This window comes from Streptococcus sp. 544, assembly GCF_013277385.1.
Taxonomy (GTDB): Bacteria; Bacillota; Bacilli; order Lactobacillales; family Streptococcaceae; genus Streptococcus; species Streptococcus mitis_BA.
Genome location: NZ_VMMU01000006.1, coordinates 89,828 through 108,659 on the forward strand (window position 1 = coordinate 89,828; position 18,832 = coordinate 108,659).

The 18,832-nt window shown below is 39.0% G+C and carries 20 protein-coding genes; 15 read left to right on the forward strand and 5 right to left on the reverse strand.

Annotated features, from left to right (window positions below):
- Nucleotides 1-53 precede the first annotated feature (53 nt).
- The 10 genes from prfB (at nucleotide 54) to sodA (ending at nucleotide 12,927) form a co-directional block, all read left to right on the forward strand.
- Nucleotides 54-1,149 (forward strand): peptide chain release factor 2 gene (prfB, locus tag HT728_RS03110; protein WP_112443476.1). Its coding sequence is split into 2 segments (ribosomal slippage): nucleotides 54-125 and nucleotides 127-1,149, totalling 1,095 coding nucleotides; the frame shifts between segments, so codons are not numbered across the junction.
- 17 nt (nucleotides 1,150-1,166) lie between these two features.
- Nucleotides 1,167-1,859, forward strand: a complete 693-nt coding sequence (gene ftsE / locus HT728_RS03115; RefSeq protein ID WP_000022265.1) for a cell division ATP-binding protein FtsE — start codon at nucleotides 1,167-1,169, stop codon at nucleotides 1,857-1,859.
- Nucleotides 1,852-2,778, forward strand: coding sequence for a permease-like cell division protein FtsX (ftsX, locus tag HT728_RS03120; protein ID WP_000625541.1), 927 nt, complete (start codon nucleotides 1,852-1,854; stop codon nucleotides 2,776-2,778). The genes ftsE and ftsX overlap by 8 nt, the downstream gene beginning before the upstream one ends.
- A gap of 419 nt (nucleotides 2,779-3,197) precedes the next feature.
- Nucleotides 3,198-5,378: a PTS transporter subunit IIBC gene (locus HT728_RS03125; RefSeq protein WP_173233724.1), complete on the forward strand. Its 2,181-nt coding sequence runs from the start codon at nucleotides 3,198-3,200 to the stop codon at nucleotides 5,376-5,378.
- 51 nt (nucleotides 5,379-5,429) lie between these two features.
- Complete coding sequence (locus tag HT728_RS03130; protein WP_173233726.1) at nucleotides 5,430-6,245, forward strand: endonuclease/exonuclease/phosphatase family protein; 816 nt, start codon at nucleotides 5,430-5,432, stop codon at nucleotides 6,243-6,245.
- 352 nt (nucleotides 6,246-6,597) lie between these two features.
- Nucleotides 6,598-7,941, forward strand: coding sequence for a DEAD/DEAH box helicase (locus HT728_RS03135; RefSeq protein ID WP_173233728.1), 1,344 nt, complete (start codon nucleotides 6,598-6,600; stop codon nucleotides 7,939-7,941).
- A gap of 366 nt (nucleotides 7,942-8,307) precedes the next feature.
- Nucleotides 8,308-9,498: a methionine adenosyltransferase gene (gene metK, locus HT728_RS03140; RefSeq protein WP_173217650.1), complete on the forward strand. Its 1,191-nt coding sequence runs from the start codon at nucleotides 8,308-8,310 to the stop codon at nucleotides 9,496-9,498.
- Nucleotides 9,499-9,945: 447 nt separating this feature from the next.
- Complete coding sequence (locus tag HT728_RS03145) at nucleotides 9,946-10,881, forward strand: dihydroorotate oxidase (protein WP_173217648.1); 936 nt, start codon at nucleotides 9,946-9,948, stop codon at nucleotides 10,879-10,881.
- Between the two features lie 33 nt (nucleotides 10,882-10,914).
- Nucleotides 10,915-11,952, forward strand: a complete 1,038-nt coding sequence (holA, locus tag HT728_RS03150) for a DNA polymerase III subunit delta (protein WP_173233730.1) — start codon at nucleotides 10,915-10,917, stop codon at nucleotides 11,950-11,952.
- 369 nt (nucleotides 11,953-12,321) lie between these two features.
- Nucleotides 12,322-12,927: a superoxide dismutase SodA gene (gene sodA, locus HT728_RS03155; protein WP_173233732.1), complete on the forward strand. Its 606-nt coding sequence runs from the start codon at nucleotides 12,322-12,324 to the stop codon at nucleotides 12,925-12,927.
- A 184-nt stretch (nucleotides 12,928-13,111) separates the two neighbouring features.
- Here the strand turns inward: sodA and HT728_RS03160 are convergent, their stop codons facing one another.
- From HT728_RS03160 to HT728_RS10585, 5 genes are all read right to left on the reverse strand, one after another.
- On the reverse strand, nucleotides 13,112-14,278 hold the full coding sequence (locus HT728_RS03160; protein WP_173233734.1) for a site-specific integrase: 1,167 nt from the start codon (nucleotides 14,276-14,278) through the stop codon (nucleotides 13,112-13,114).
- A gap of 404 nt (nucleotides 14,279-14,682) precedes the next feature.
- Nucleotides 14,683-15,576 carry a type II toxin-antitoxin system PemK/MazF family toxin gene (locus HT728_RS03165; protein ID WP_045762569.1) on the reverse strand — a complete coding sequence of 298 codons (894 nt, stop codon included), beginning with the start codon at nucleotides 15,574-15,576 and terminating at the stop codon, nucleotides 14,683-14,685.
- Between the two features lie 136 nt (nucleotides 15,577-15,712).
- Entirely contained in the window at nucleotides 15,713-15,847 is a 135-nt protein-coding gene (locus tag HT728_RS10730) for a hypothetical protein (protein WP_275690476.1), read from the reverse strand.
- 105 nt (nucleotides 15,848-15,952) lie between these two features.
- The gene (locus tag HT728_RS03170) at nucleotides 15,953-16,159 is read right to left on the reverse strand and encodes a hypothetical protein (RefSeq protein ID WP_173233635.1); all 207 of its coding nucleotides are present in this window, start codon (nucleotides 16,157-16,159) and stop codon (nucleotides 15,953-15,955) included.
- A gap of 56 nt (nucleotides 16,160-16,215) precedes the next feature.
- On the reverse strand, nucleotides 16,216-16,854 hold the full coding sequence (locus HT728_RS10585) for a helix-turn-helix transcriptional regulator (RefSeq protein ID WP_240148999.1): 639 nt from the start codon (nucleotides 16,852-16,854) through the stop codon (nucleotides 16,216-16,218).
- Nucleotides 16,855-17,075: 221 nt separating this feature from the next.
- Between HT728_RS10585 and HT728_RS03180 the strand changes: the two genes are divergently transcribed.
- From HT728_RS03180 to HT728_RS03200, 5 genes are all read left to right on the forward strand, one after another.
- A complete protein-coding gene (locus tag HT728_RS03180) occupies nucleotides 17,076-17,273 on the forward strand; it encodes a helix-turn-helix transcriptional regulator (protein ID WP_049512034.1) in 198 nt (65 codons plus the stop codon).
- A gap of 95 nt (nucleotides 17,274-17,368) precedes the next feature.
- The gene (locus HT728_RS03185) at nucleotides 17,369-17,554 is read left to right on the forward strand and encodes a hypothetical protein (RefSeq protein WP_173233736.1); all 186 of its coding nucleotides are present in this window, start codon (nucleotides 17,369-17,371) and stop codon (nucleotides 17,552-17,554) included.
- Nucleotides 17,555-17,672: 118 nt separating this feature from the next.
- Entirely contained in the window at nucleotides 17,673-18,101 is a 429-nt protein-coding gene (locus tag HT728_RS03190) for a hypothetical protein (RefSeq protein ID WP_173233738.1), read from the forward strand.
- A 3-nt stretch (nucleotides 18,102-18,104) separates the two neighbouring features.
- On the forward strand, nucleotides 18,105-18,254 hold the full coding sequence (locus tag HT728_RS03195) for a hypothetical protein (RefSeq protein WP_173233740.1): 150 nt from the start codon (nucleotides 18,105-18,107) through the stop codon (nucleotides 18,252-18,254).
- A 183-nt stretch (nucleotides 18,255-18,437) separates the two neighbouring features.
- The gene (locus HT728_RS03200) at nucleotides 18,438-18,731 is read left to right on the forward strand and encodes a hypothetical protein (RefSeq protein WP_173234113.1); all 294 of its coding nucleotides are present in this window, start codon (nucleotides 18,438-18,440) and stop codon (nucleotides 18,729-18,731) included.
- Nucleotides 18,732-18,832 lie beyond the last annotated feature (101 nt).

Below are 18,832 nucleotides of genomic sequence, written 5' to 3' on the forward strand. Positions count from 1 at the left end.
GGAAAGAAATGATAAAATATGCTATAATGAAATGATGTAAAAAAGGAGTATTTATGGACATTTCAGTAATCCGTCAGAAAATTGACGCAAATCGTGAAAAATTAGCTTCTTTCAGGGGGTCTCTTTGACCTAGAAGGTCTAGAGGAAGAGATTGCCATCTTGGAAAACAAGATGACAGAACCTGATTTTTGGAACGATAATATCGCGGCCCAAAAAACGTCGCAAGAATTAAATGAATTAAAAAACACCTATAACACTTTCCACAAAATGGAAGAGTTGCAGGATGAAGTCGAAATTTTATTGGACTTTTTAGCAGAAGACGATTCAGTGCATGATGAACTGGTCGAACAGTTATCAGAACTTGATAAGATGATGACCAGCTACGAGATGACGCTTCTCTTGTCAGAACCTTATGACCACAACAATGCCATCTTGGAAATTCATCCAGGATCTGGTGGTACTGAGGCGCAGGACTGGGGCGATATGTTGCTGCGTATGTATACTCGTTATGGTAATGCTAAAGGTTTTAAAGTAGAAGTATTGGATTATCAAGCAGGTGATGAGGCTGGTATTAAGTCGGTGACCTTATCATTTGAAGGGCCTAATGCCTATGGTCTTCTCAAGTCAGAAATGGGAGTTCACCGTTTGGTGCGAATTTCGCCGTTTGACTCTGCTAAACGTCGCCATACCTCTTTCACATCTGTAGAAGTGATGCCAGAATTGGATGATACTATTGAAGTGGAAATCCGTGAAGATGATATCAAGATGGATACCTTCCGTTCAGGTGGTGCCGGTGGACAAAACGTCAACAAGGTTTCAACAGGTGTGCGTCTGACCCACATTCCAACTGGAATTGTTGTCCAGTCAACAGTGGATCGGACCCAGTATGGAAATAGAGATCGTGCCATGAAGATGTTGCAGGCTAAGCTCTATCAAATGGAGCAAGAGAAGAAGGCTGCGGAGGTAGATTCTCTCAAGGGTGAGAAAAAGGAGATCACATGGGGAAGCCAAATCCGTTCTTATGTCTTCACACCTTATACTATGGTAAAAGATCACCGAACTAGCTTTGAGGTTGCTCAGGTAGATAAGGTTATGGATGGGGACCTAGATGGTTTTATCGATGCCTATCTCAAGTGGCGAATTAGTTAAGATAGAAAGGAACTCACATGTCAATTATTGAAATGAGAGATGTCGTCAAAAAATACGACAACGGAACGACTGCCCTACGCGGTGTTTCGGTCAGCGTTCAACCGGGAGAATTTGCTTACATTGTAGGACCTTCAGGAGCAGGGAAGTCAACCTTCATTCGTTCTCTATATCGTGAAGTAAAAATCGATAAAGGAAGCCTATCAGTTGCTGGTTTTAATCTGGTTAAGATCAAAAAGAAAGACGTCCCGCTTCTACGTCGTAGTGTTGGGGTTGTCTTCCAGGATTATAAACTCTTGCCAAAGAAAACGGTCTATGAAAATATTGCTTACGCTATGGAAGTAATTGGGGAAAATCGCCGTAATATCAAAAAACGAGTGATGGAAGTTTTAGACTTGGTTGGGTTGAAGCATAAGGTTCGTTCTTTCCCAAATGAGCTCTCAGGTGGAGAGCAACAGCGGATTGCGATTGCACGTGCCATTGTAAATAATCCCAAAGTATTGATAGCCGATGAACCAACAGGAAACCTGGACCCGGATAATTCATGGGAAATTATGAATCTCTTGGAACGGATTAACCTACAAGGGACAACTATTTTGATGGCGACTCATAATAGCCAGATTGTAAATACCTTGCGCCACCGTGTCATTGCCATTGAAAATGGCCGTGTCGTTCGTGACGAATCAAAAGGAGAGTATGGATACGATGATTAGTAGATTTTTTCGCCATTTATTTGAAGCCTTAAAAAGTTTGAAACGAAATGGTTGGATGACAGTAGCTGCTGTCAGTTCAGTCATGATTACTTTGACCTTGGTGGCAATATTTGCTTCTGTTATTTTCAATACAGCGAAACTAGCTACAGATATTGAAAATAATGTCCGTGTAGTAGTTTATATCCGAAAGGATGTGGAAGATAACAGTCAGACAATTGAAAAAGAAGGTCAAACTGTTACAAATAATGACTACCACAAGGTATATGATTCTTTGAAGAACATGTCTACTGTTAAGAGTGTTACCTTTTCAAGTAAAGAAGAACAATATGAAAAATTAACCGAGACAATGGGAGATAACTGGAAAATCTTTGAAGGAGATGCCAATCCTCTCTATGATGCCTATATTGTAGAGGCAAACACTCCAAATGATGTAAAAACTATAGCCGAAGATGCTAAAAAAATTGAAGGTGTCTCTGAGGTTCAAGATGGCGGTGCCAATACAGAAAGACTCTTCAAGTTAGCTTCATTTATCCGTGTTTGGGGACTAGGGATTGCTGCCTTGTTAATTTTTGTCGCAGTTTTCTTGATTTCAAATACCATTCGTATTACCATTATTTCCCGCAGTCGCGAAATTCAAATCATGCGCTTGGTCGGAGCTAAAAACAGTTATATCCGTGGACCGTTCTTGTTAGAAGGAGCCTTTATCGGTTTATTGGGAGCTATCGCACCATCTGTTTTGGTCTTTATTGTTTATCAAATGGTTTACCAATCTGTCAACAAATCGTTGGTAGGGCAAAATCTATCCATGATTAGTCCAGATTTATTTAGTCCTTTGATGATTGCCCTACTATTTGTGATTGGAATTTTCATTGGTTCACTGGGCTCAGGAATTTCCATGCGCAGATTTTTGAAGATTTAGGTAAAATAATTACTTTTATGAGGAGGTTGTAAAATCTCCTTTTTTGCTACAAAAATTTTAGAAAAGGGACTTCTAATACTCAATGAAAATCAAAGAGCAAACTAGGTAGCTCGCCACAGGATGCTCAAAATACTGTTTTGAGGTTTGTAGATAAGACTGACGAAGTCAGTCACATATATACGGTAAGACGACGCTGACGTGGTTTGAAGAGATTTTCGAAGAGTATAAAGAAGTTCCCCAGAGAAGACTTTTTGATGGCTAATTTGAACTTGAAATTTGGCACTAGAAATTTTTTTGAAAAAAGTGTAATTTTTTTTGTAAAAGCCTTTACAAAAAAAATTAAAGTGGTATAATTAAATCATAAAAGGTGCAAACGTTTTCGTAAAACGTTTGCCTAAATAAAAATAAAGGAGATTTGAATGATGAAAGATACATTCAAAAATGTCTTGTCTTTCGAATTTTGGCAAAAATTCGGTAAGGCTTTGATGGTGGTTATCGCGGTTATGCCGGCTGCTGGTTTGATGATTTCAATCGGTAAGTCTATCGTGATGATTAACCCAACCTTTGCACCACTCGTTATTACTGGTGGTGTACTAGAGCAAATCGGTTGGGGAGTTATCGTTAACCTTCATATCTTGTTCGCCCTCGCTATTGGAGGAAGCTGGGCTAAGGAACGTGCTGGTGGTGCGTTTGCGGCAGGTCTTGCCTTTATCCTAATCAATCGTATCACTGGTACAATCTTTGGTGTATCAGGCGATATGTTGAAAAATCCAGAAGCTATGGTAACAACACTCTTTGGTGGATCAATCAAAGTTGCTGATTACTTCATTAGTGTAATGGAAGCCCCAGCACTTAACATGGGTGTCTTCGTAGGGATTATTTCTGGTTTTATTGGGGCAACTGCTTACAATAAATACTATAACTTCCGTAAGCTTCCTGATGCACTTTCATTCTTTAACGGAAAACGTTTTGTACCATTTGTAGTTATTCTTCGTTCAATAATTGCTGCAATTGTACTTGCTGCTTTCTGGCCACTTGTGCAAACTGGTATCAATAGCTTTGGTATCTGGATTGCCAACTCACAAGAAACTGCTCCAATCCTTGCACCATTCTTGTATGGTACATTGGAACGTTTGCTCTTGCCATTTGGTCTTCACCACATGTTGACTATCCCAATGAACTACACAGCTCTTGGTGGTACTTATGAAGTCTTAACTGGTGCAGCAAAAGGTAGCCAAGTATTTGGTCAAGATCCACTGTGGCTTGCATGGGTAACAGACCTTGTTAACCTTAAAGGTACAGATGCAAGTCACTACCAACAATTGTTAGATACTGTTCACCCAGCTCGTTTCAAAGTTGGACAAATGATCGGTTCATTCGGTATCTTGATGGGTGTGATCGTGGCTATTTACCGTAATGTCGATGCTGATAAGAAACATCAATATAAAGGTATGATGATTGCGACAGCTCTTGCAACATTCTTGACAGGGGTTACTGAACCAATCGAATACATGTTCATGTTCGTCGCAACACCTATGTATCTTGTTTACTCACTTGTTCAAGGTGCTGCCTTCGCTATGGCTGACGTTGTAAACCTACGTATGCACTCATTCGGTTCAATCGAGTTCTTGACTCGTACACCTATTGCAATCAGTGCTGGTATCGGTATGGATATCATTAACTTCGTTTGGGTAACTGTTCTCTTTGCCGTAATCATGTACTTTATCGCAAACTTTATGATTCAAAAATTCAACTACGCAACTCCAGGGCGTAACGGAAACTACGAAACTGCTGAAGGTTCAGAAGAATCTAGCAGCGAAGTGAAAGTTGCAGCAGGCTCTCAAGCTGTAAACATTATCAACCTTCTTGGTGGACGTGCAAACATCGTTGATGTTGACGCATGTATGACTCGTCTTCGTGTAACTGTTAAAGATGCAGATAAAGTAGGAAATGCAGAGCAATGGAAAGCAGAAGGAGCTATGGGTCTTGTCATGAAAGGGCAAGGGGTTCAAGCTATCTACGGACCAAAAGCTGACGTATTGAAATCTGATATCCAAGATATCCTTGATTCAGGTGAAATTATTCCTGAAACTCTTCCAAGCCAAATGACTGAAGCACAACAAAACACTGTTCACTTTAAAGGTCTTACTGAGGAAGTTTACTCAGTAGCAGACGGTCAAGTTGTTGCTTTGGAACAAGTAAAAGATCCAGTATTTGCTCAAAAAATGATGGGTGATGGATTTGCAGTAGAACCTGCAAATGGAAACATTGTATCTCCAGTTTCAGGTACTGTATCAAGCATCTTCCCAACAAAACATGCTCTTGGTATTGTGACGGAAGCAGGTCTTGAAGTATTGGTTCACATTGGTTTGGACACAGTAAGTCTTGAAGGTAAACCATTTACAGTTCATGTTGCTGAAGGACAAAAAGTTGCAGCAGGTGATCTCCTTGTCACAGCTGACTTGGATGCTATCCGTGCAGCAGGACGTGAAACTTCAACAGTAGTTGTCTTCACAAATGGTGATGCAATTAAATCAGTTAAATTAGAAAAAACAGGTTCTCTTGCAGCTAAAACAGCAGTTGCTAAAGTAGAATTGTAATATACTTGAGGTTGGAAGCTGTATTCCAACCTCTTATTTTGGGAGAAAAGCATGAAATTTTTAACACTCAATACTCACAGTTGGATGGAGAAAGAAGCAGAGGAAAAATTCCAGATTTTGCTTGAGGATATTCTTGAAAAAGACTATGATTTGATTTGTTTCCAAGAAATCAATCAGGAGATCACATCTCCAGAGGTGGAAGTCAATAATTTTTATCAAGCTTTGCCAGCAGCTGAGCCAATTCATCAAGATCACTATGTTAGACTCTTGGTTGAAAAGTTGTCTGAGCAAGGGAAAAATTACTACTGGACTTGGGCTTATAATCATATCGGTTATGACCGCTACCATGAAGGTGTGGCTATCTTGTCTAAAACACCTATTGAAGCCAGAGAAATTTTGGTTTCAGATGTGGATGATCCAACAGACTATCATACTCGCCGTGTTGCCTTGGCTGAAACTGTAGTCGATGGTAAGGAGCTTGCAGTTGCAAGTGTCCACCTTTCTTGGTGGGATAAAGGTTTCCAAGAAGAATGGGCACGATTTGAAGCTGTCTTGAAAGAATTGAATAAGCCACTTTTGCTAGCTGGAGATTTCAACAACCCAGCCGGTAAGGAAGGCTACCAAGCTATTTTAGCTAGTCCATTGGGCTTACAAGACGCTTTTGAAGTTAGTCAAGAGAAAAGTGGTAGCTATACTGTTCCACCAGAAATAGATGGATGGAAAGGGAACACTGAACCCCTTCGAATCGACTATGTTTTTACTACCAAAGAGTTAGAGGTAGAAAATTTACATGTTGTATTTGATGGTAACAATAGTCCGCAAGTCAGTGATCACTATGGCTTGAGTGCTATTTTAAACTGGAAATAATAACTGATACTCTTCGAAAATCAAATTCAAACCACGTCAACGTCGCCTTGCCGTACTCAAGTACAGCCTGAGGCTAGTTTCCTAGTTTGCTCTTTGATTTTCATTGAGTATGAAAAGAGGTTGGGATTATAAAATTCCAGCCTTTTTCTGATTAGAAAAGCTACTGGAAATAGCCTAATACTCTTCGAAAATCAAATTCAAACCACGTCAGCTTCACCTTGCCGTACTCAAGTACAGCCTGCGGCTAGCTTCCTAGTTTGCTCTTTGATTTTCATTGAGTATAAATAAGTGAGACTACTGAAATGGAATAAAATGTGGTATAATTGATAAGATAGATAGAATCGAGGATAGTATGTCATTTACGAAATTTCAATTTAAAAATTATATTAGAGAAGCCTTGGAGGAGTTAAAATTTACAACTCCAACAGAGGTGCAAGATAAGTTGATTCCCATTGTTTTGGCAGGTCGTGACCTAGTAGGAGAATCAAAAACAGGTTCGGGTAAGACTCACACTTTCCTATTGCCGATTTTCCAGCAATTAGATGAAATCAGCGATAGTGTTCAAGCAGTCATTACTGCACCGAGCCGTGAATTAGCTACTCAAATTTACCAAGCAGCTCGTCAGATTGCAGCCCACTCAGAAGTGGAAGTTCGTGTGGTTAATTATGTAGGAGGGACAGATAAGGCTCGCCAAATTGACAAATTGGCAAGTAATCAGCCTCATATTGTTATCGGAACGCCTGGCCGTATTTATGACTTAGTTAAGTCTGGTAACCTAGCTATTCACAAGGCTAAGACCTTTGTGGTCGATGAGGCAGATATGACCTTGGATATGGGATTCTTAGAAACTGTTGATAAAATTGCTGGAAACCTTCCAAAAGACCTGCAATTCATGGTCTTCTCAGCGACTATTCCACAAAAATTGCAACCATTCTTGAAAAAATACTTGTCAAATCCAGTTATGGAGAAAATCAAGACCAAAACGGTCATTTCTGACACTATTGATAATTGGTTGATTTCGACCAAGGGCCGAGATAAGAATGCTCAAATTTACCAGTTAACTCAGTTGATGCAACCGTATTTGGCAATGATTTTTGTTAACACTAAGACACGTGCTGATGAATTGCATTCATATTTGACTGCTCAAGGCTTGAAGGTTGCGAAAATCCATGGGGATATTGCCCCTCGTGAGCGTAAACGTATCATGAACCAGGTTAAAAATTTGGATTTTGAGTACATTGTCGCAACAGATTTGGCGGCGCGTGGAATTGATATTGAAGGTGTCAGCCATGTTATCAATGATGCCATTCCGCAAGATTTGTCCTTCTTTGTCCACCGTGTTGGTCGTACCGGACGCAATGGCCTACCAGGTACAGCTATTACCCTTTACCAGCCAAGTGATGACTCGGATATCCGTGAGTTGGAGAAATTGGGAATCAAGTTTACTCCTAAGATGGTCAAAGACGGAGAATTTCAAGATACTTATGACCGTGACCGTCGTGCCAACCGTGAGAAAAAACAAGATAAACTTGATATTGAAATGATTGGTTTGGTTAAAAAGAAAAAGAAAAAAGTCAAACCAGGTTATAAGAAGAAGATTCAATGGGCGGTTGATGAAAAACGTCGGAAAAACAAGCGCGCTGAAAATCGCGCTCGCGGTCGTGCAGAGCGTAAAGCAAAACGTCAAACATTTTAATAGCAATTGTTGGAGTACTGAGCTCCAACTTTTTGCTTTATGAGAACGAACTATCTATACAGAAACACTACATTATAGACTGCAAATTGCGTTTAAAAATGGTATAATGGTAAAGTTATATAGTCCCGATAAGATGGTAGAAATTTCTATTTTTTCTTTCGAGTCGCAACTCGCAAAGAATGACGGCTCCAAAGTCGTTCGTCATTCTACGGTTGTCGCTATAGGGTGGTCACCCTATGCGCCTTACTAGCTTCAGAAATAAAAAAGTGTCGTTTTTATTTCTTTCGAGTCGCAACTCGTGGATGATAGGGATTTCTATCAGTACTTTGTAACTCTATAACACTATTTTTAAGGGGGGACATTTTTATGTCAGAACGTAAATTATTCACGTCTGAGTCTGTATCTGAGGGGCATCCAGATAAGATTGCAGACCAAATTTCAGATGCGATTTTGGATGCTATTTTAGCAGAGGATCCAGAAGCGCACGTTGCTGCTGAGACAGCTGTATATACTGGTTCCGTCCACGTTTTTGGTGAAATTTCTACAAATGCCTATGTGGATATTAACCGTGTGGTTCGTGATACCATTGCAGAGATTGGCTACACCAATACAGAATATGGTTTTTCTGCTGAGACAGTGGGAGTCCATCCGTCACTTGTTGAGCAATCACCTGATATTGCTCAAGGTGTTAACGAAGCCTTGGAGGTTCGTGGAAATGCAGACCAAGATCCACTTGATTTGATTGGTGCTGGAGACCAAGGGCTTATGTTTGGATTTGCAGTGGATGAAACAGAAGAGCTCATGCCATTGCCAATTTCACTCAGTCATAAGTTGGTTCGTCGTCTGGCAGAACTTCGTAAGTATGGGGAAATTAGCTATCTTCGCCCAGATGCTAAATCACAAGTTACAGTTGAGTATGATGAAAATGACCGTCCAGTACGTGTGGACACAGTTGTTATTTCAACTCAGCACGATCCAGAAGTCAGCAACGAACAAATTCACAATGATGTCATTAACAAGGTTATCAAAGAGGTTATTCCAGCCTCTTACTTGGATGAGCAAACCAAATTCTTCATCAACCCAACTGGTCGCTTTGTAATCGGTGGACCTCAAGGAGACTCAGGCTTGACTGGTCGTAAGATTATCGTGGATACCTATGGTGGCTACTCTCGTCACGGTGGTGGTGCCTTCTCTGGTAAAGATGCGACTAAGGTGGACCGTTCAGCTTCTTATGCGGCTCGTTATATTGCCAAGAATATCGTTGCAGCAGGTCTTGCTAAGAAGGCAGAAGTGCAATTGGCCTATGCTATCGGTGTTGCCCAGCCTGTTTCTGTTCGTATCGATACCTTCGGTACAGGAACAGTAGCTGAAAGCAAGCTTGAAAAAGCAGCGCGTCAAATCTTTGACCTTCGCCCTGCAGGAATTATCCAAATGCTGGAACTTAAGCGTCCAATTTACCGTCAAACAGCAGCTTATGGACACATGGGACGTACAGATATTGATCTTCCATGGGAACGTTTGGACAAGGTAGATGCTTTAAAAGAAGCAGTCAAATAAAATCTTAAGAGGGGAACTTCCTCTCTTTTTTATAGTTTTTAACTATACTGGGATACTGTTCTGAAAATCCATTTTGCGAAAGTAGAGATTTACATGTATTTCTTTAAAAATGATAAAGGTTGAGATTTCTCCTTGTAATAGATAATCATGGGGATATTTCAATCCAAAGTTTTATTCGTTATCACTTGACTATTGCAAGGTTTTCTATAGCAACAGAGTCATGGAATGGACTCATGGTTGAGATTTCTCCTTGTTGCTTGGACTTCATTCAAAAGTCTGTTACCCAAGCCTTGTTCAAACTTCCAATACACTAGCTGTTTCCATAGCATGACTTCTGCACTAGACTTTCTTTTCCGAATAAATAGATAGAACCATAGAATCTAGTAAACCTAGAATTAAAACTGTGGTATAATATTAGCAATAAAAGGAATCTGGAGGATTAGAATCATGGTATCAACAAAATCACAAATTGCTGGTTTTGAGTTTGACAATTGCTTGATGAATGCAGCAGGTGTGGCTTGTATGACGATAGAGGAGTTAGAAGGAGTTAAAAACTCAGCGGCAGGAACCTTTGTCACTAAGACAGCGACCTTGGAATTTCGTCAGGGAAATCCTGAGCCACGCTATCAAGATGTCCCACTTGGTTCTATCAACTCTATGGGCTTGCCGAATAAGGGCTTAGACTATTATTTGGACTATCTTTTGGACTTGCAGGAAAAAGAGTCAAACAGAACTTTCTTTTTATCTCTAGTTGGCATGTCTCCAGAGGAAACCCATACTATCTTGAAAAAAGTCCAAGAGAGTGAGTTTCGTGGTCTGACTGAGCTAAATCTCTCCTGCCCAAATGTTCCAGGTAAACCTCAGATTGCCTATGATTTTGAGACAACAGACCGGATTTTGGCAGAGGTGTTTGCCTACTTCACCAAACCTCTTGGAATTAAATTGCCACCATATTTTGATATTGTTCACTTTGACCAAGCGGCAGCTATTTTCAACAAGTATCCTCTCAAGTTTGTCAACTGCGTCAACTCTATCGGAAACGGCCTTTATATAGAAGATGAGTCTGTCGTTATTCGTCCTAAAAATGGTTTCGGTGGGATTGGGGGAGAGTACATCAAACCGACTGCTCTAGCCAATGTTCATGCTTTCTACCAACGCTTAAATCCTCAAATCCAAATTATCGGAACAGGTGGCGTTCTGACTGGTCGAGATGCCTTTGAACATATCCTCTGTGGAGCCAGTATGGTGCAGGTGGGAACCACCCTTCACAAAGAAGGAGTTGGTGCTTTTGACCGCATTACCAATGAACTAAAAGCTATCATGGTGGAAAAAGGGTACGAGAGCCTAGAAGATTTCCGTGGGAAATTGCGCTATATTGATTAAATTAAATCTAAAAATCAGAAGAAAGGAGAGAAGATGCTAGCCATTGAAGAAAGCCAGAAGTTGACTTTATCAAATTTACCGAGCCTGAGCCTGTTTACAGGCATAGACCAGGGTCAGTTTGAAGTGATGAAGAGTCAAGTATTGAAACAGATTGGCTATGATTCTGCTGACCTCAACTTTGCCTACTTTGATATGAAAGAAGTGGTTTACAAGGATGTTGAACTGGAGTTGGTCAGCCTTCCTTTCTTTGCCGATGAAAAAATCGTGATATTAGACCATTTTGTCGATATGACAACAGGCAAGAAACGCTTTTTAACAGATGATGAACTTAAGTCGTTTGAGGAATACCTTGACAATCCTTCGCCAACAACCAAGTTGGTAATCTTTGCGGAAGGAAAGCTGGATAGCAAAAGACGGTTGGTTAAATTACTGAAGCGTGATGCCAAGGTCTTTGATGCAGTAGAAGCCAAAGAACAAGAATTGCGTCAGTATTTCCAAAAGTGGAGTCAGAAACAAGGTCTGCAGTTTACCAATCATTCTTTTGAAAATCTCCTCATCAAGTCGGGTTTTCAATTTAGTGAAATTCAGAAAAATCTCCTCTTTTTACAGTCCTATAAAGAAGACTCTGTTATCGAGGAAGAGGATATTGTTAACGCAATTCCCAAGACCTTGCAGGACAATATTTTTGATTTAACTCAGTTTATTCTGACTAAAAAGATGGACCAGGCGCGTGACTTGGTTAGAGATTTGACCTTGCAAGGGGAAGATGAAATTAAGTTGATTGCCGTTATGCTAGGACAATTTCGGACTTTTACTCAGGTGAAGATTTTGGCGGAGTCTGGGCAAGCAGAATCGCAGATTGCAAGTGGTTTAGGTAGTTATCTCGGACGTAATCCTAATCCCTATCAAATCAAGTTTGCGTTGAGAGATGCGCGAGGACTTTCCTTGAGCTTTTTGAAGCAAGCTATTTCTTATTTGATTGAGACAGACTATCAGATTAAGACAGGTCTTTATGAAAAGAGTTTCCTTTTTGAAAAGGTACTCCTACAGATTGCTAGTCAGGTCAATTGATATTTTTTGAAACTATAACCCGCGTCAACATTATCTTGTCGTGGGTTTCTTGCTGATTTGCTTGTTTTATACTCAATGAAAATCAAAGAGCAAACTAGGAAACTAGCCGCAGGTTGCTTAAAGCACTGCTTTGAGGTTGTAGATAAGATTGACGAAGTCAGCTCAAAACATGTTTTTGAGGTTGCGGATGAAACTGACGAAGTCAGTAACCATATCTACGGCAAGGCGACGTTGACGCGGTTTGAAGAGATTTTCGAAGAGTATTATTAGAAAGTATTTCAGTGATTTCTTCATCTATAAGCAAAAAACTTGAAAAAAGTGAATGTTTGCGTTATCATTTTCATATAGAAAGAAAAAGAGGTATTACAGATGGCTATTATCTTACCAGATCTTCCATATGCATACGACGCTTTGGAACCATACATTGATGCGGAAACAATGCACTTGCACCATGACAAACACCATCAAACTTATGTCAACAATGCCAATGCAGCTCTTGAAAAACACCCTGAAATCGGTGAAGACCTTGAAGCTTTACTTGCTGATGTAGAATCTATCCCAGCTGATATCCGTCAAGCGCTTATCAACAATGGTGGTGGACACTTGAACCACGCTCTTTTCTGGGAATTGATGACTCCTGAAAAAACAGCTCCATCAGTAGAACTTGCAGCAGCAATCGATGCAACATTTGGTTCATTTGAAGAATTCCAAGCAGCCTTCACTGCAGCAGCAACAACTCGTTTTGGTTCTGGCTGGGCATGGTTGGTTGTCAACAAAGAAGGGAAGCTTGAAGTGACTTCAACAGCAAACCAAGACACACCAATCTCAGAAGGCAAAAAACCAATCTTGGGCTTGGACGTTTGGGAACATGCTTACTACGTGAAATACCGCAACGTGCGTCCTGACTACATTAAAGCTTTCTTCTCAGTGATCAACTGGAACAAAGTAGATGAATTGTACGTAGCAGCTAAATAATGATAGTTGGAGGGAAGAATTGTTCTTCTCTTTTTAAGGTTATATTATTTTGGTCTGACAAAATCGTCAGACTTTTTTCATTTTTATGAGAAACGTGCTAAATTTCAATTAGGATGTGTAAAGCCTTTGATATAGCTACATTTCACAATTGAGCTAGTGAGTTTTTAAACTTTTTGTGGACTTTTTAGGAACTTTTTAATTTTTCAATGGCTTTTTCATAAAATGAAGTAGCGTTTTTCTTGTTGTCTTTGGACAAGTGGCTATAAGTATCCATGGTTATTGAAATTTGAGAATGACCAAGTCTTGTTTGTATTTCTTTGTAAGGCAGGCCAGCGTTGAGTAAGATACTAGCGTGAGTGTGACGGAAGGCGTGGAAAGTTAAACGAGGGCAGTTAGAAAGTTTTAAATGTTTCTCAAGTCTATGTCTAAGCGTCCTAGCGTCTCTATATTCATCGAAATAATTAGGGAATACTTTTTCATAAGTCAAGCCTATTTCTCTACCCACTTGCGATTGTCTATTTTTGTAAAGCCGAAGCATGAGTACCGTTTTGGTATCTAAGTCAATCACTCTTACGCTTGATTTTGTTTTAGGGGTGGTGACTTCCTTTTCACAGTTTAGAGTCTTATTTACGTCTAGTGTACCGTTTTGTAAGTCAATATCAGACCATTTCAAGGCTAAACACTCACGAATACGCAAACCAGTAGCTAAAAGCGTCTTATATAGCACTGTATCGTAGAAATTTTTGTAAGTGTTTGGTAACTGCTCCAGATAAGCTAAGAACTTTTTCAAATTCTCATCATCAAGATATTTCAGTTTTTGCCCTTCTTTTGCTTTACGCCGTGGGACGATAATATCACGGGCAGGATTAAAGGAGATAACTTGCAACGATACGGCGTATTTAAGTATGCGTTTATTTAGCGAGTTAAGTTGCGTATATTCTTGGTAGCCTTTGCCTAGTTGATTGTAATCTTTTGCCCATTGATTGACTTGCTTTTGAATAACTGGGGGCGTTAGCTTGTCCAGTTTGTAGTCTCCAAAGGCAGGAAGTAGATAGTTATTAATTCTTACCTTAGTTATTGTAAGTGTTGACTTTTTGACTGTATGGCAGTACGTTTCTAGCCAATTCTCCACCAGTTCGGCATAGGTATTGATTTGAACCGCCTTATATACTGTTGAGCCTCCTTTTTCAAACTCTAATTTGGCTTGGATAGCCTTGCTATTGAGTTCCCTTTTAGTTCGCCCTGATATAGTCGTCTTGACTTTCTTACTCGTTACGGTATCGATGCCCAGATAAATGCTGGAACGATAAACTACTGATCCATCTTTCTTTTTGTATTCTGTAATTTTCATGGTTTTACTCCTTTTCCATCAGCAGGCAAGCAATTAGAAAAGATTTTGAAGTTATACCATGTGAGGGGCTACGAGAACCCCCTTATTTTCGTTTTTAAGTAGTCAGACGGTAAATAAATACCAGAGTTGGAAACAAGGCGGATATGGGGCTTATATAGGCTTGAAGCTCGAACGAAGCTCGAGAATCCACGCGCCTTTGTTGGTATAATCGGACTTTTCGGCTACCCTAAAAGAAAAATATTAGGGATGAGGTTCCAGGGATTTTTAATAAACTAAAAGCCCTACTCATAAGAGCAGGGCTAGAATTGTCCTCCTGGGACAGTATCATATATTTTGTCGTCAAGCGACCTTATGATTCTATTCTAACCCTAATTTTAAGAAAAGTCAATAAAAATACTCGGATTTTAAAAAATATTTTTCAGTGCCTCATCTATTTTGTCCATAGTATCATCGGAAAGTACAATACCATTCAAAATTGAATTATTATTTTTTGGATCACGGAGTCTCATTTTACTAATTGTTGTAACCTGATTCAATAGAACAATACTATCTTTGTTCATATTTTGTGTTTTTAGGATAAATTTATTAGCATACTCCAGTTTCTCATTAAGTTCTGCAAGTAAAATTGCATTTTCTTTTGCCTCCTGTCGTATTTTCTCCGCCTGATCACTTGCGAAGTCTATATTTTTATTGATGGTTAGTATTTGCTTAATAGAAGAATCGTCTATATCAGAACTCGATAAGTTTTTAAGTATTTCCAAAGTTTTTTTATTATCTTCGATTAACGATTCAACCATTACAACTTTTTCGCGCAATTCACCATCTTTTTTTGAAAAACGATCATACAATTCAGATAACTCTCTAACTTTTTTCAAAGCTTTATTTGATAGTAATTGAAACACTTCGTTGCCAATTGGAAGTTGAAAATATTTCAAATTAGATATATCAGTTGTTTCTTTTACAGAGGTCAAAGGCAATACATGAAGAAGATGGTTTGAACGTGCATCTATTTTATTCAGAACTATTGCATAATGAAGACCTCCATATTCTCTACCAACATTGAAACCAAAATCAGCATAAACGATACTTCCTCTTTTTAAAGCCTGAATACTTCGCGGATTAAAAACTTGTTCTATCTTTAAGTATTTTACCCAATTTTCTATCCACTGCGCTATTTTATCAGATCGTTTATTCCCTTCATCGTCCATTCTCTGGAGGAGATGAAGATAATCCTCTAGTTCTTGTATTATCGTGGCAGTGTAAACAGCTATTTCTTCGTTTGTTCTATTACTTCCCATAGTTTTTCCTTCCTCATTAACTACCAGTTAATTTATAAAAATCTTCGTTAACCATTGTCACATTAACGATGCTTTTTTTATTTCCCTCTATACACGCTCAGACTGGCCAAACTTGAGAGCGTGGGGATTTTTTTGTTTATTCAAATCCTTTGAAACTCTCTAAAATTTTATCTTTTGAGTCTGTAGCATTAAGCACTAAAACAACATAATTCCCGTAGATATAAGCAGGGTGTCCAATCAACTCTTTTTCTTTCTTAGCTTCTTCAAACATTGGGTTCTTATCGTAATATTCGTAAACCTCTACAGCAGTATCATCTTCTAAGATGAATCCTTTTCCTGATTCGGCTTGAATAAGACTAGCTTCTTTTGAGATTTCTTATTTGATAGTGAAGCCATTGCTTTCTAGTGCTTTTTTAAAATCGTCTAAGCTAGTAGCCTTTTTAGAAGCAGGTTTGTCCTTTGCTTTAGTTTGCTCCATTTTTGGTTGCTCCGAGCTATCTTTGGTAGCAGATTGATTGTTAGAGCAAGCTACTAGAAGAGTAGTAGTAAACAGGATTGCTGATGTGGTTAGTAGTTTTTTCATGGATAATCTCCTTTTTATATATACTGATAATTTCTCAAATAGATTAAAATTTTAGTTTAATTTGTTTCATCATCGTTGTGATTTGTTACTAGAATAGAATCAGCTTTTATTTGTGGTAATTTTTCAATAAGTTCGGTTATTATCCGTTTGCTATCATCATCTAAGATAATGTATTTATAAAGCAGATCAGCGGTATTAGTTCCGTCAATCGAATCAATATCAAGTAATCCATCAAACCAACGTAGAAATTCATAATCGTGATCCCCAGCACCAACTGAAAATGCGAGAAATGCAGAATCTCCATGAACGTTCGTTCCGTATCGGCTATTAAGTCGGTTCTGTATTTCTGCAATACTAGCAGGTTTGTGTTTCTTATTTTCGATGGCGTTCATTTTTACTGTATACTTTTGCCAAGCCAAGTCTGATAATTCATTTGCCAATTGCGGGTTTTTTCTTAACTCTTCTTTTTCCTCCTCGGACAATTGGTTTTCTAAGAGCGGAGGAATAGAACTATAGCCTAGCAGGTATCCAACAGGTACGCCAAAAAAATCAGCTAGTTGTTTCGCTTTGTCTGTTTTTATTTGGCGCTCACCTTTTTCCCAATATATATAAGTTCGTTTTGTGACCCCTATTTCATTCGCTAACTCTTGCTGAGTTAGCTTTTTTTCTTGTCTTAGTTCTTTCAATCTATTCATTTATATAAACCCCTTTCAAATGTATTATATCACGATTAATTTCAAAGGGTGCAAAAAAAGTGCAATTATTTTTAATAATTCTCTTGACATTGCACAATGATTGCAATATAATGAGTTTGTCAACTAGAGTTGAACAAAAATTACACCAATCTCCAGAGCAACACTTTTCAATCTATTCTACTGGAGGTCGATTTTAAAGATAATGGAAAGGGGTAAGGTATTTGAAAAATAATATGCGTGTTATTTTAGCAAAGAAGCGCTTGAAGGTGGCAGATGTTGCAAGAGAAACAGGACTATCAAAAAGCACTTTAACGGCTTTGTACTATGAACGTGCAAAGAATCCAAGTCTTGATACATTGAAAAAAGTATCTAGTTACTTGGGAGTTACGCTGGATGAATTTCTAGATACGAAAGAATAGAAAGGAGCGACCCAATCGCAATACTACAATACATTTACAGATTTCTCATGTGGTGCTTTACCACTGGGAATTGACAACAAAAAAGGAGCAAAGAAATGAACTTTAAAGAATTTAAAACATGGCTAGATGATGCCGTGAGTGTGGCGGAAGCTATGGCATTACCTGAAAATAAAGAGGTACTTGACGACTTGATAGAAAATATAGCCAATAACCTAGCTTTTATCGCTGAGTTAGTGGAAAGCCGTCAACTGATTTATAAAAAACCTAGACATGAAGATTAAAAACGACAACAAAAAAAAGTCACTTGCTGAACGTTTGGCGACAGAAGCAAGCGACTGGATCAAGAATATAGATATTTTTTCTATACCTTGATTATAGCATAGAAAGACAAGGTAAACAATGGGAAAGAAACATCAAGTAGTAAAATTCAAGGATATTGCTGAAAAATTACCTGAATTAGAGGGCAAAAACCTAGAAGAAATCGCTGGAATATTGGGCTACCGCAATTTAGAGAGTTGCAGAACTAATCTTTACAGTTTGAGACAAAGCAAACGGATAGACTTCAAAGTAGAAAAAGGGGTTTATACCAAGTTTGAACTTTTGGACAATTCGATAAAAGAGGAGCTTGAAGACAAGGAATTGTCAGGCCGTGGGCGCTATTTGAAGAGTGTAGACCGATACAAGGCAATGCTAAACGCTTTTTCTATCGCCTTTGATAGCACAGTCAAGGCGGAAACAAGACAAAAAGCAGAACACGATGGCTTGAAAGCCTTGGACAGAATCCCAGATAAGCACTACGCCCTACTTTATGACATGATGGAGGGCTAACAGATGACAGCATACGAACGAGCAAGGCAATTTTACAGCCGTGCAACTTACGCCCTGAGCGACTTTCTGCATGGGCGGATAGATGAACAAGATTTTAGAAAACAATGGCAACGGCTAGCAGATAAAGCCGTAAACGAAATGAAGAAAAACTAAGAAAACCGAAGTGCAGGCAAGCAATTAGAAAAGGTTTTGAAAAGCATAGAGCGCCAACTCTTTAAACTGGTACTTTCTCACGCTTTCAATTTGGCGACTCTGAGCGTGGGGCATGTGACAGGAAAAAAAGCATTAAAAAGCCATCGTGGCAAGTATAAAAAGATAGAAAAAGAGGTAAAAAACATGACAACAAAAAAAGCAACATCAAGCCAACAAGTTCTATTATCGGCTAAGAAACTATCAGAATTAGGGAACGAATTAACCGACATCATGAATGTTTTAGAAATGAATAACCTAGCTCTTGAAGGGCTTGAGTTTGCACTACAGAAAGATACAACCACGTTCTTATGGCTTGCTAAAAAATACACTGATACAGCATACGCCCAGAATGAAAAGCTATACGATCGTCTAAATGAAATAGCCTTTTTGCTTTTGAACAATGACGACGCTAAAGAGCTGGAGGCATACCATGACTAAATATATTAAAGAAATGGCACAAGCCGAAGACGACTTGCTGAATATGGAACAACCTAAACAAGCGAAATTTATCAAGAATTACAAAGCGAGGGCATGACATG

Excerpts from the sequence above, each read along its gene's own strand:
- ftsE (WP_000022265.1), top strand. The coding sequence starts at position 1,167 with ATGTCAATTATTGAAATGAGAGATGTCGTCAAAAAATACGACAACGGA.
- ftsX (WP_000625541.1), top strand. The coding sequence starts at position 1,852 with ATGATTAGTAGATTTTTTCGCCATTTATTTGAAGCCTTAAAAAGTTTG.
- HT728_RS03125 (WP_173233724.1), top strand. The coding sequence starts at position 3,198 with ATGATGAAAGATACATTCAAAAATGTCTTGTCTTTCGAATTTTGGCAA.
- HT728_RS03130 (WP_173233726.1), top strand. The coding sequence starts at position 5,430 with ATGAAATTTTTAACACTCAATACTCACAGTTGGATGGAGAAAGAAGCA.
- HT728_RS03135 (WP_173233728.1), top strand. The coding sequence starts at position 6,598 with ATGTCATTTACGAAATTTCAATTTAAAAATTATATTAGAGAAGCCTTG.
- metK (WP_173217650.1), top strand. The coding sequence starts at position 8,308 with ATGTCAGAACGTAAATTATTCACGTCTGAGTCTGTATCTGAGGGGCAT.
- HT728_RS03145 (WP_173217648.1), top strand. The coding sequence starts at position 9,946 with ATGGTATCAACAAAATCACAAATTGCTGGTTTTGAGTTTGACAATTGC.
- holA (WP_173233730.1), top strand. The coding sequence starts at position 10,915 with ATGCTAGCCATTGAAGAAAGCCAGAAGTTGACTTTATCAAATTTACCG.
- sodA (WP_173233732.1), top strand. The coding sequence starts at position 12,322 with ATGGCTATTATCTTACCAGATCTTCCATATGCATACGACGCTTTGGAA.
- HT728_RS03160 (WP_173233734.1), bottom strand. The coding sequence starts at position 14,278 with ATGAAAATTACAGAATACAAAAAGAAAGATGGATCAGTAGTTTATCGT.
- HT728_RS03165 (WP_045762569.1), bottom strand. The coding sequence starts at position 15,576 with ATGGGAAGTAATAGAACAAACGAAGAAATAGCTGTTTACACTGCCACG.
- HT728_RS10730 (WP_275690476.1), bottom strand. The coding sequence starts at position 15,847 with ATGTTTGAAGAAGCTAAGAAAGAAAAAGAGTTGATTGGACACCCTGCT.
- HT728_RS03170 (WP_173233635.1), bottom strand. The coding sequence starts at position 16,159 with ATGAAAAAACTACTAACCACATCAGCAATCCTGTTTACTACTACTCTT.
- HT728_RS10585 (WP_240148999.1), bottom strand. The coding sequence starts at position 16,854 with ATGAATAGATTGAAAGAACTAAGACAAGAAAAAAAGCTAACTCAGCAA.
- HT728_RS03185 (WP_173233736.1), top strand. The coding sequence starts at position 17,369 with ATGAACTTTAAAGAATTTAAAACATGGCTAGATGATGCCGTGAGTGTG.
- HT728_RS03190 (WP_173233738.1), top strand. The coding sequence starts at position 17,673 with ATGGGAAAGAAACATCAAGTAGTAAAATTCAAGGATATTGCTGAAAAA.
- HT728_RS03195 (WP_173233740.1), top strand. The coding sequence starts at position 18,105 with ATGACAGCATACGAACGAGCAAGGCAATTTTACAGCCGTGCAACTTAC.
- HT728_RS03200 (WP_173234113.1), top strand. The coding sequence starts at position 18,438 with ATGACAACAAAAAAAGCAACATCAAGCCAACAAGTTCTATTATCGGCT.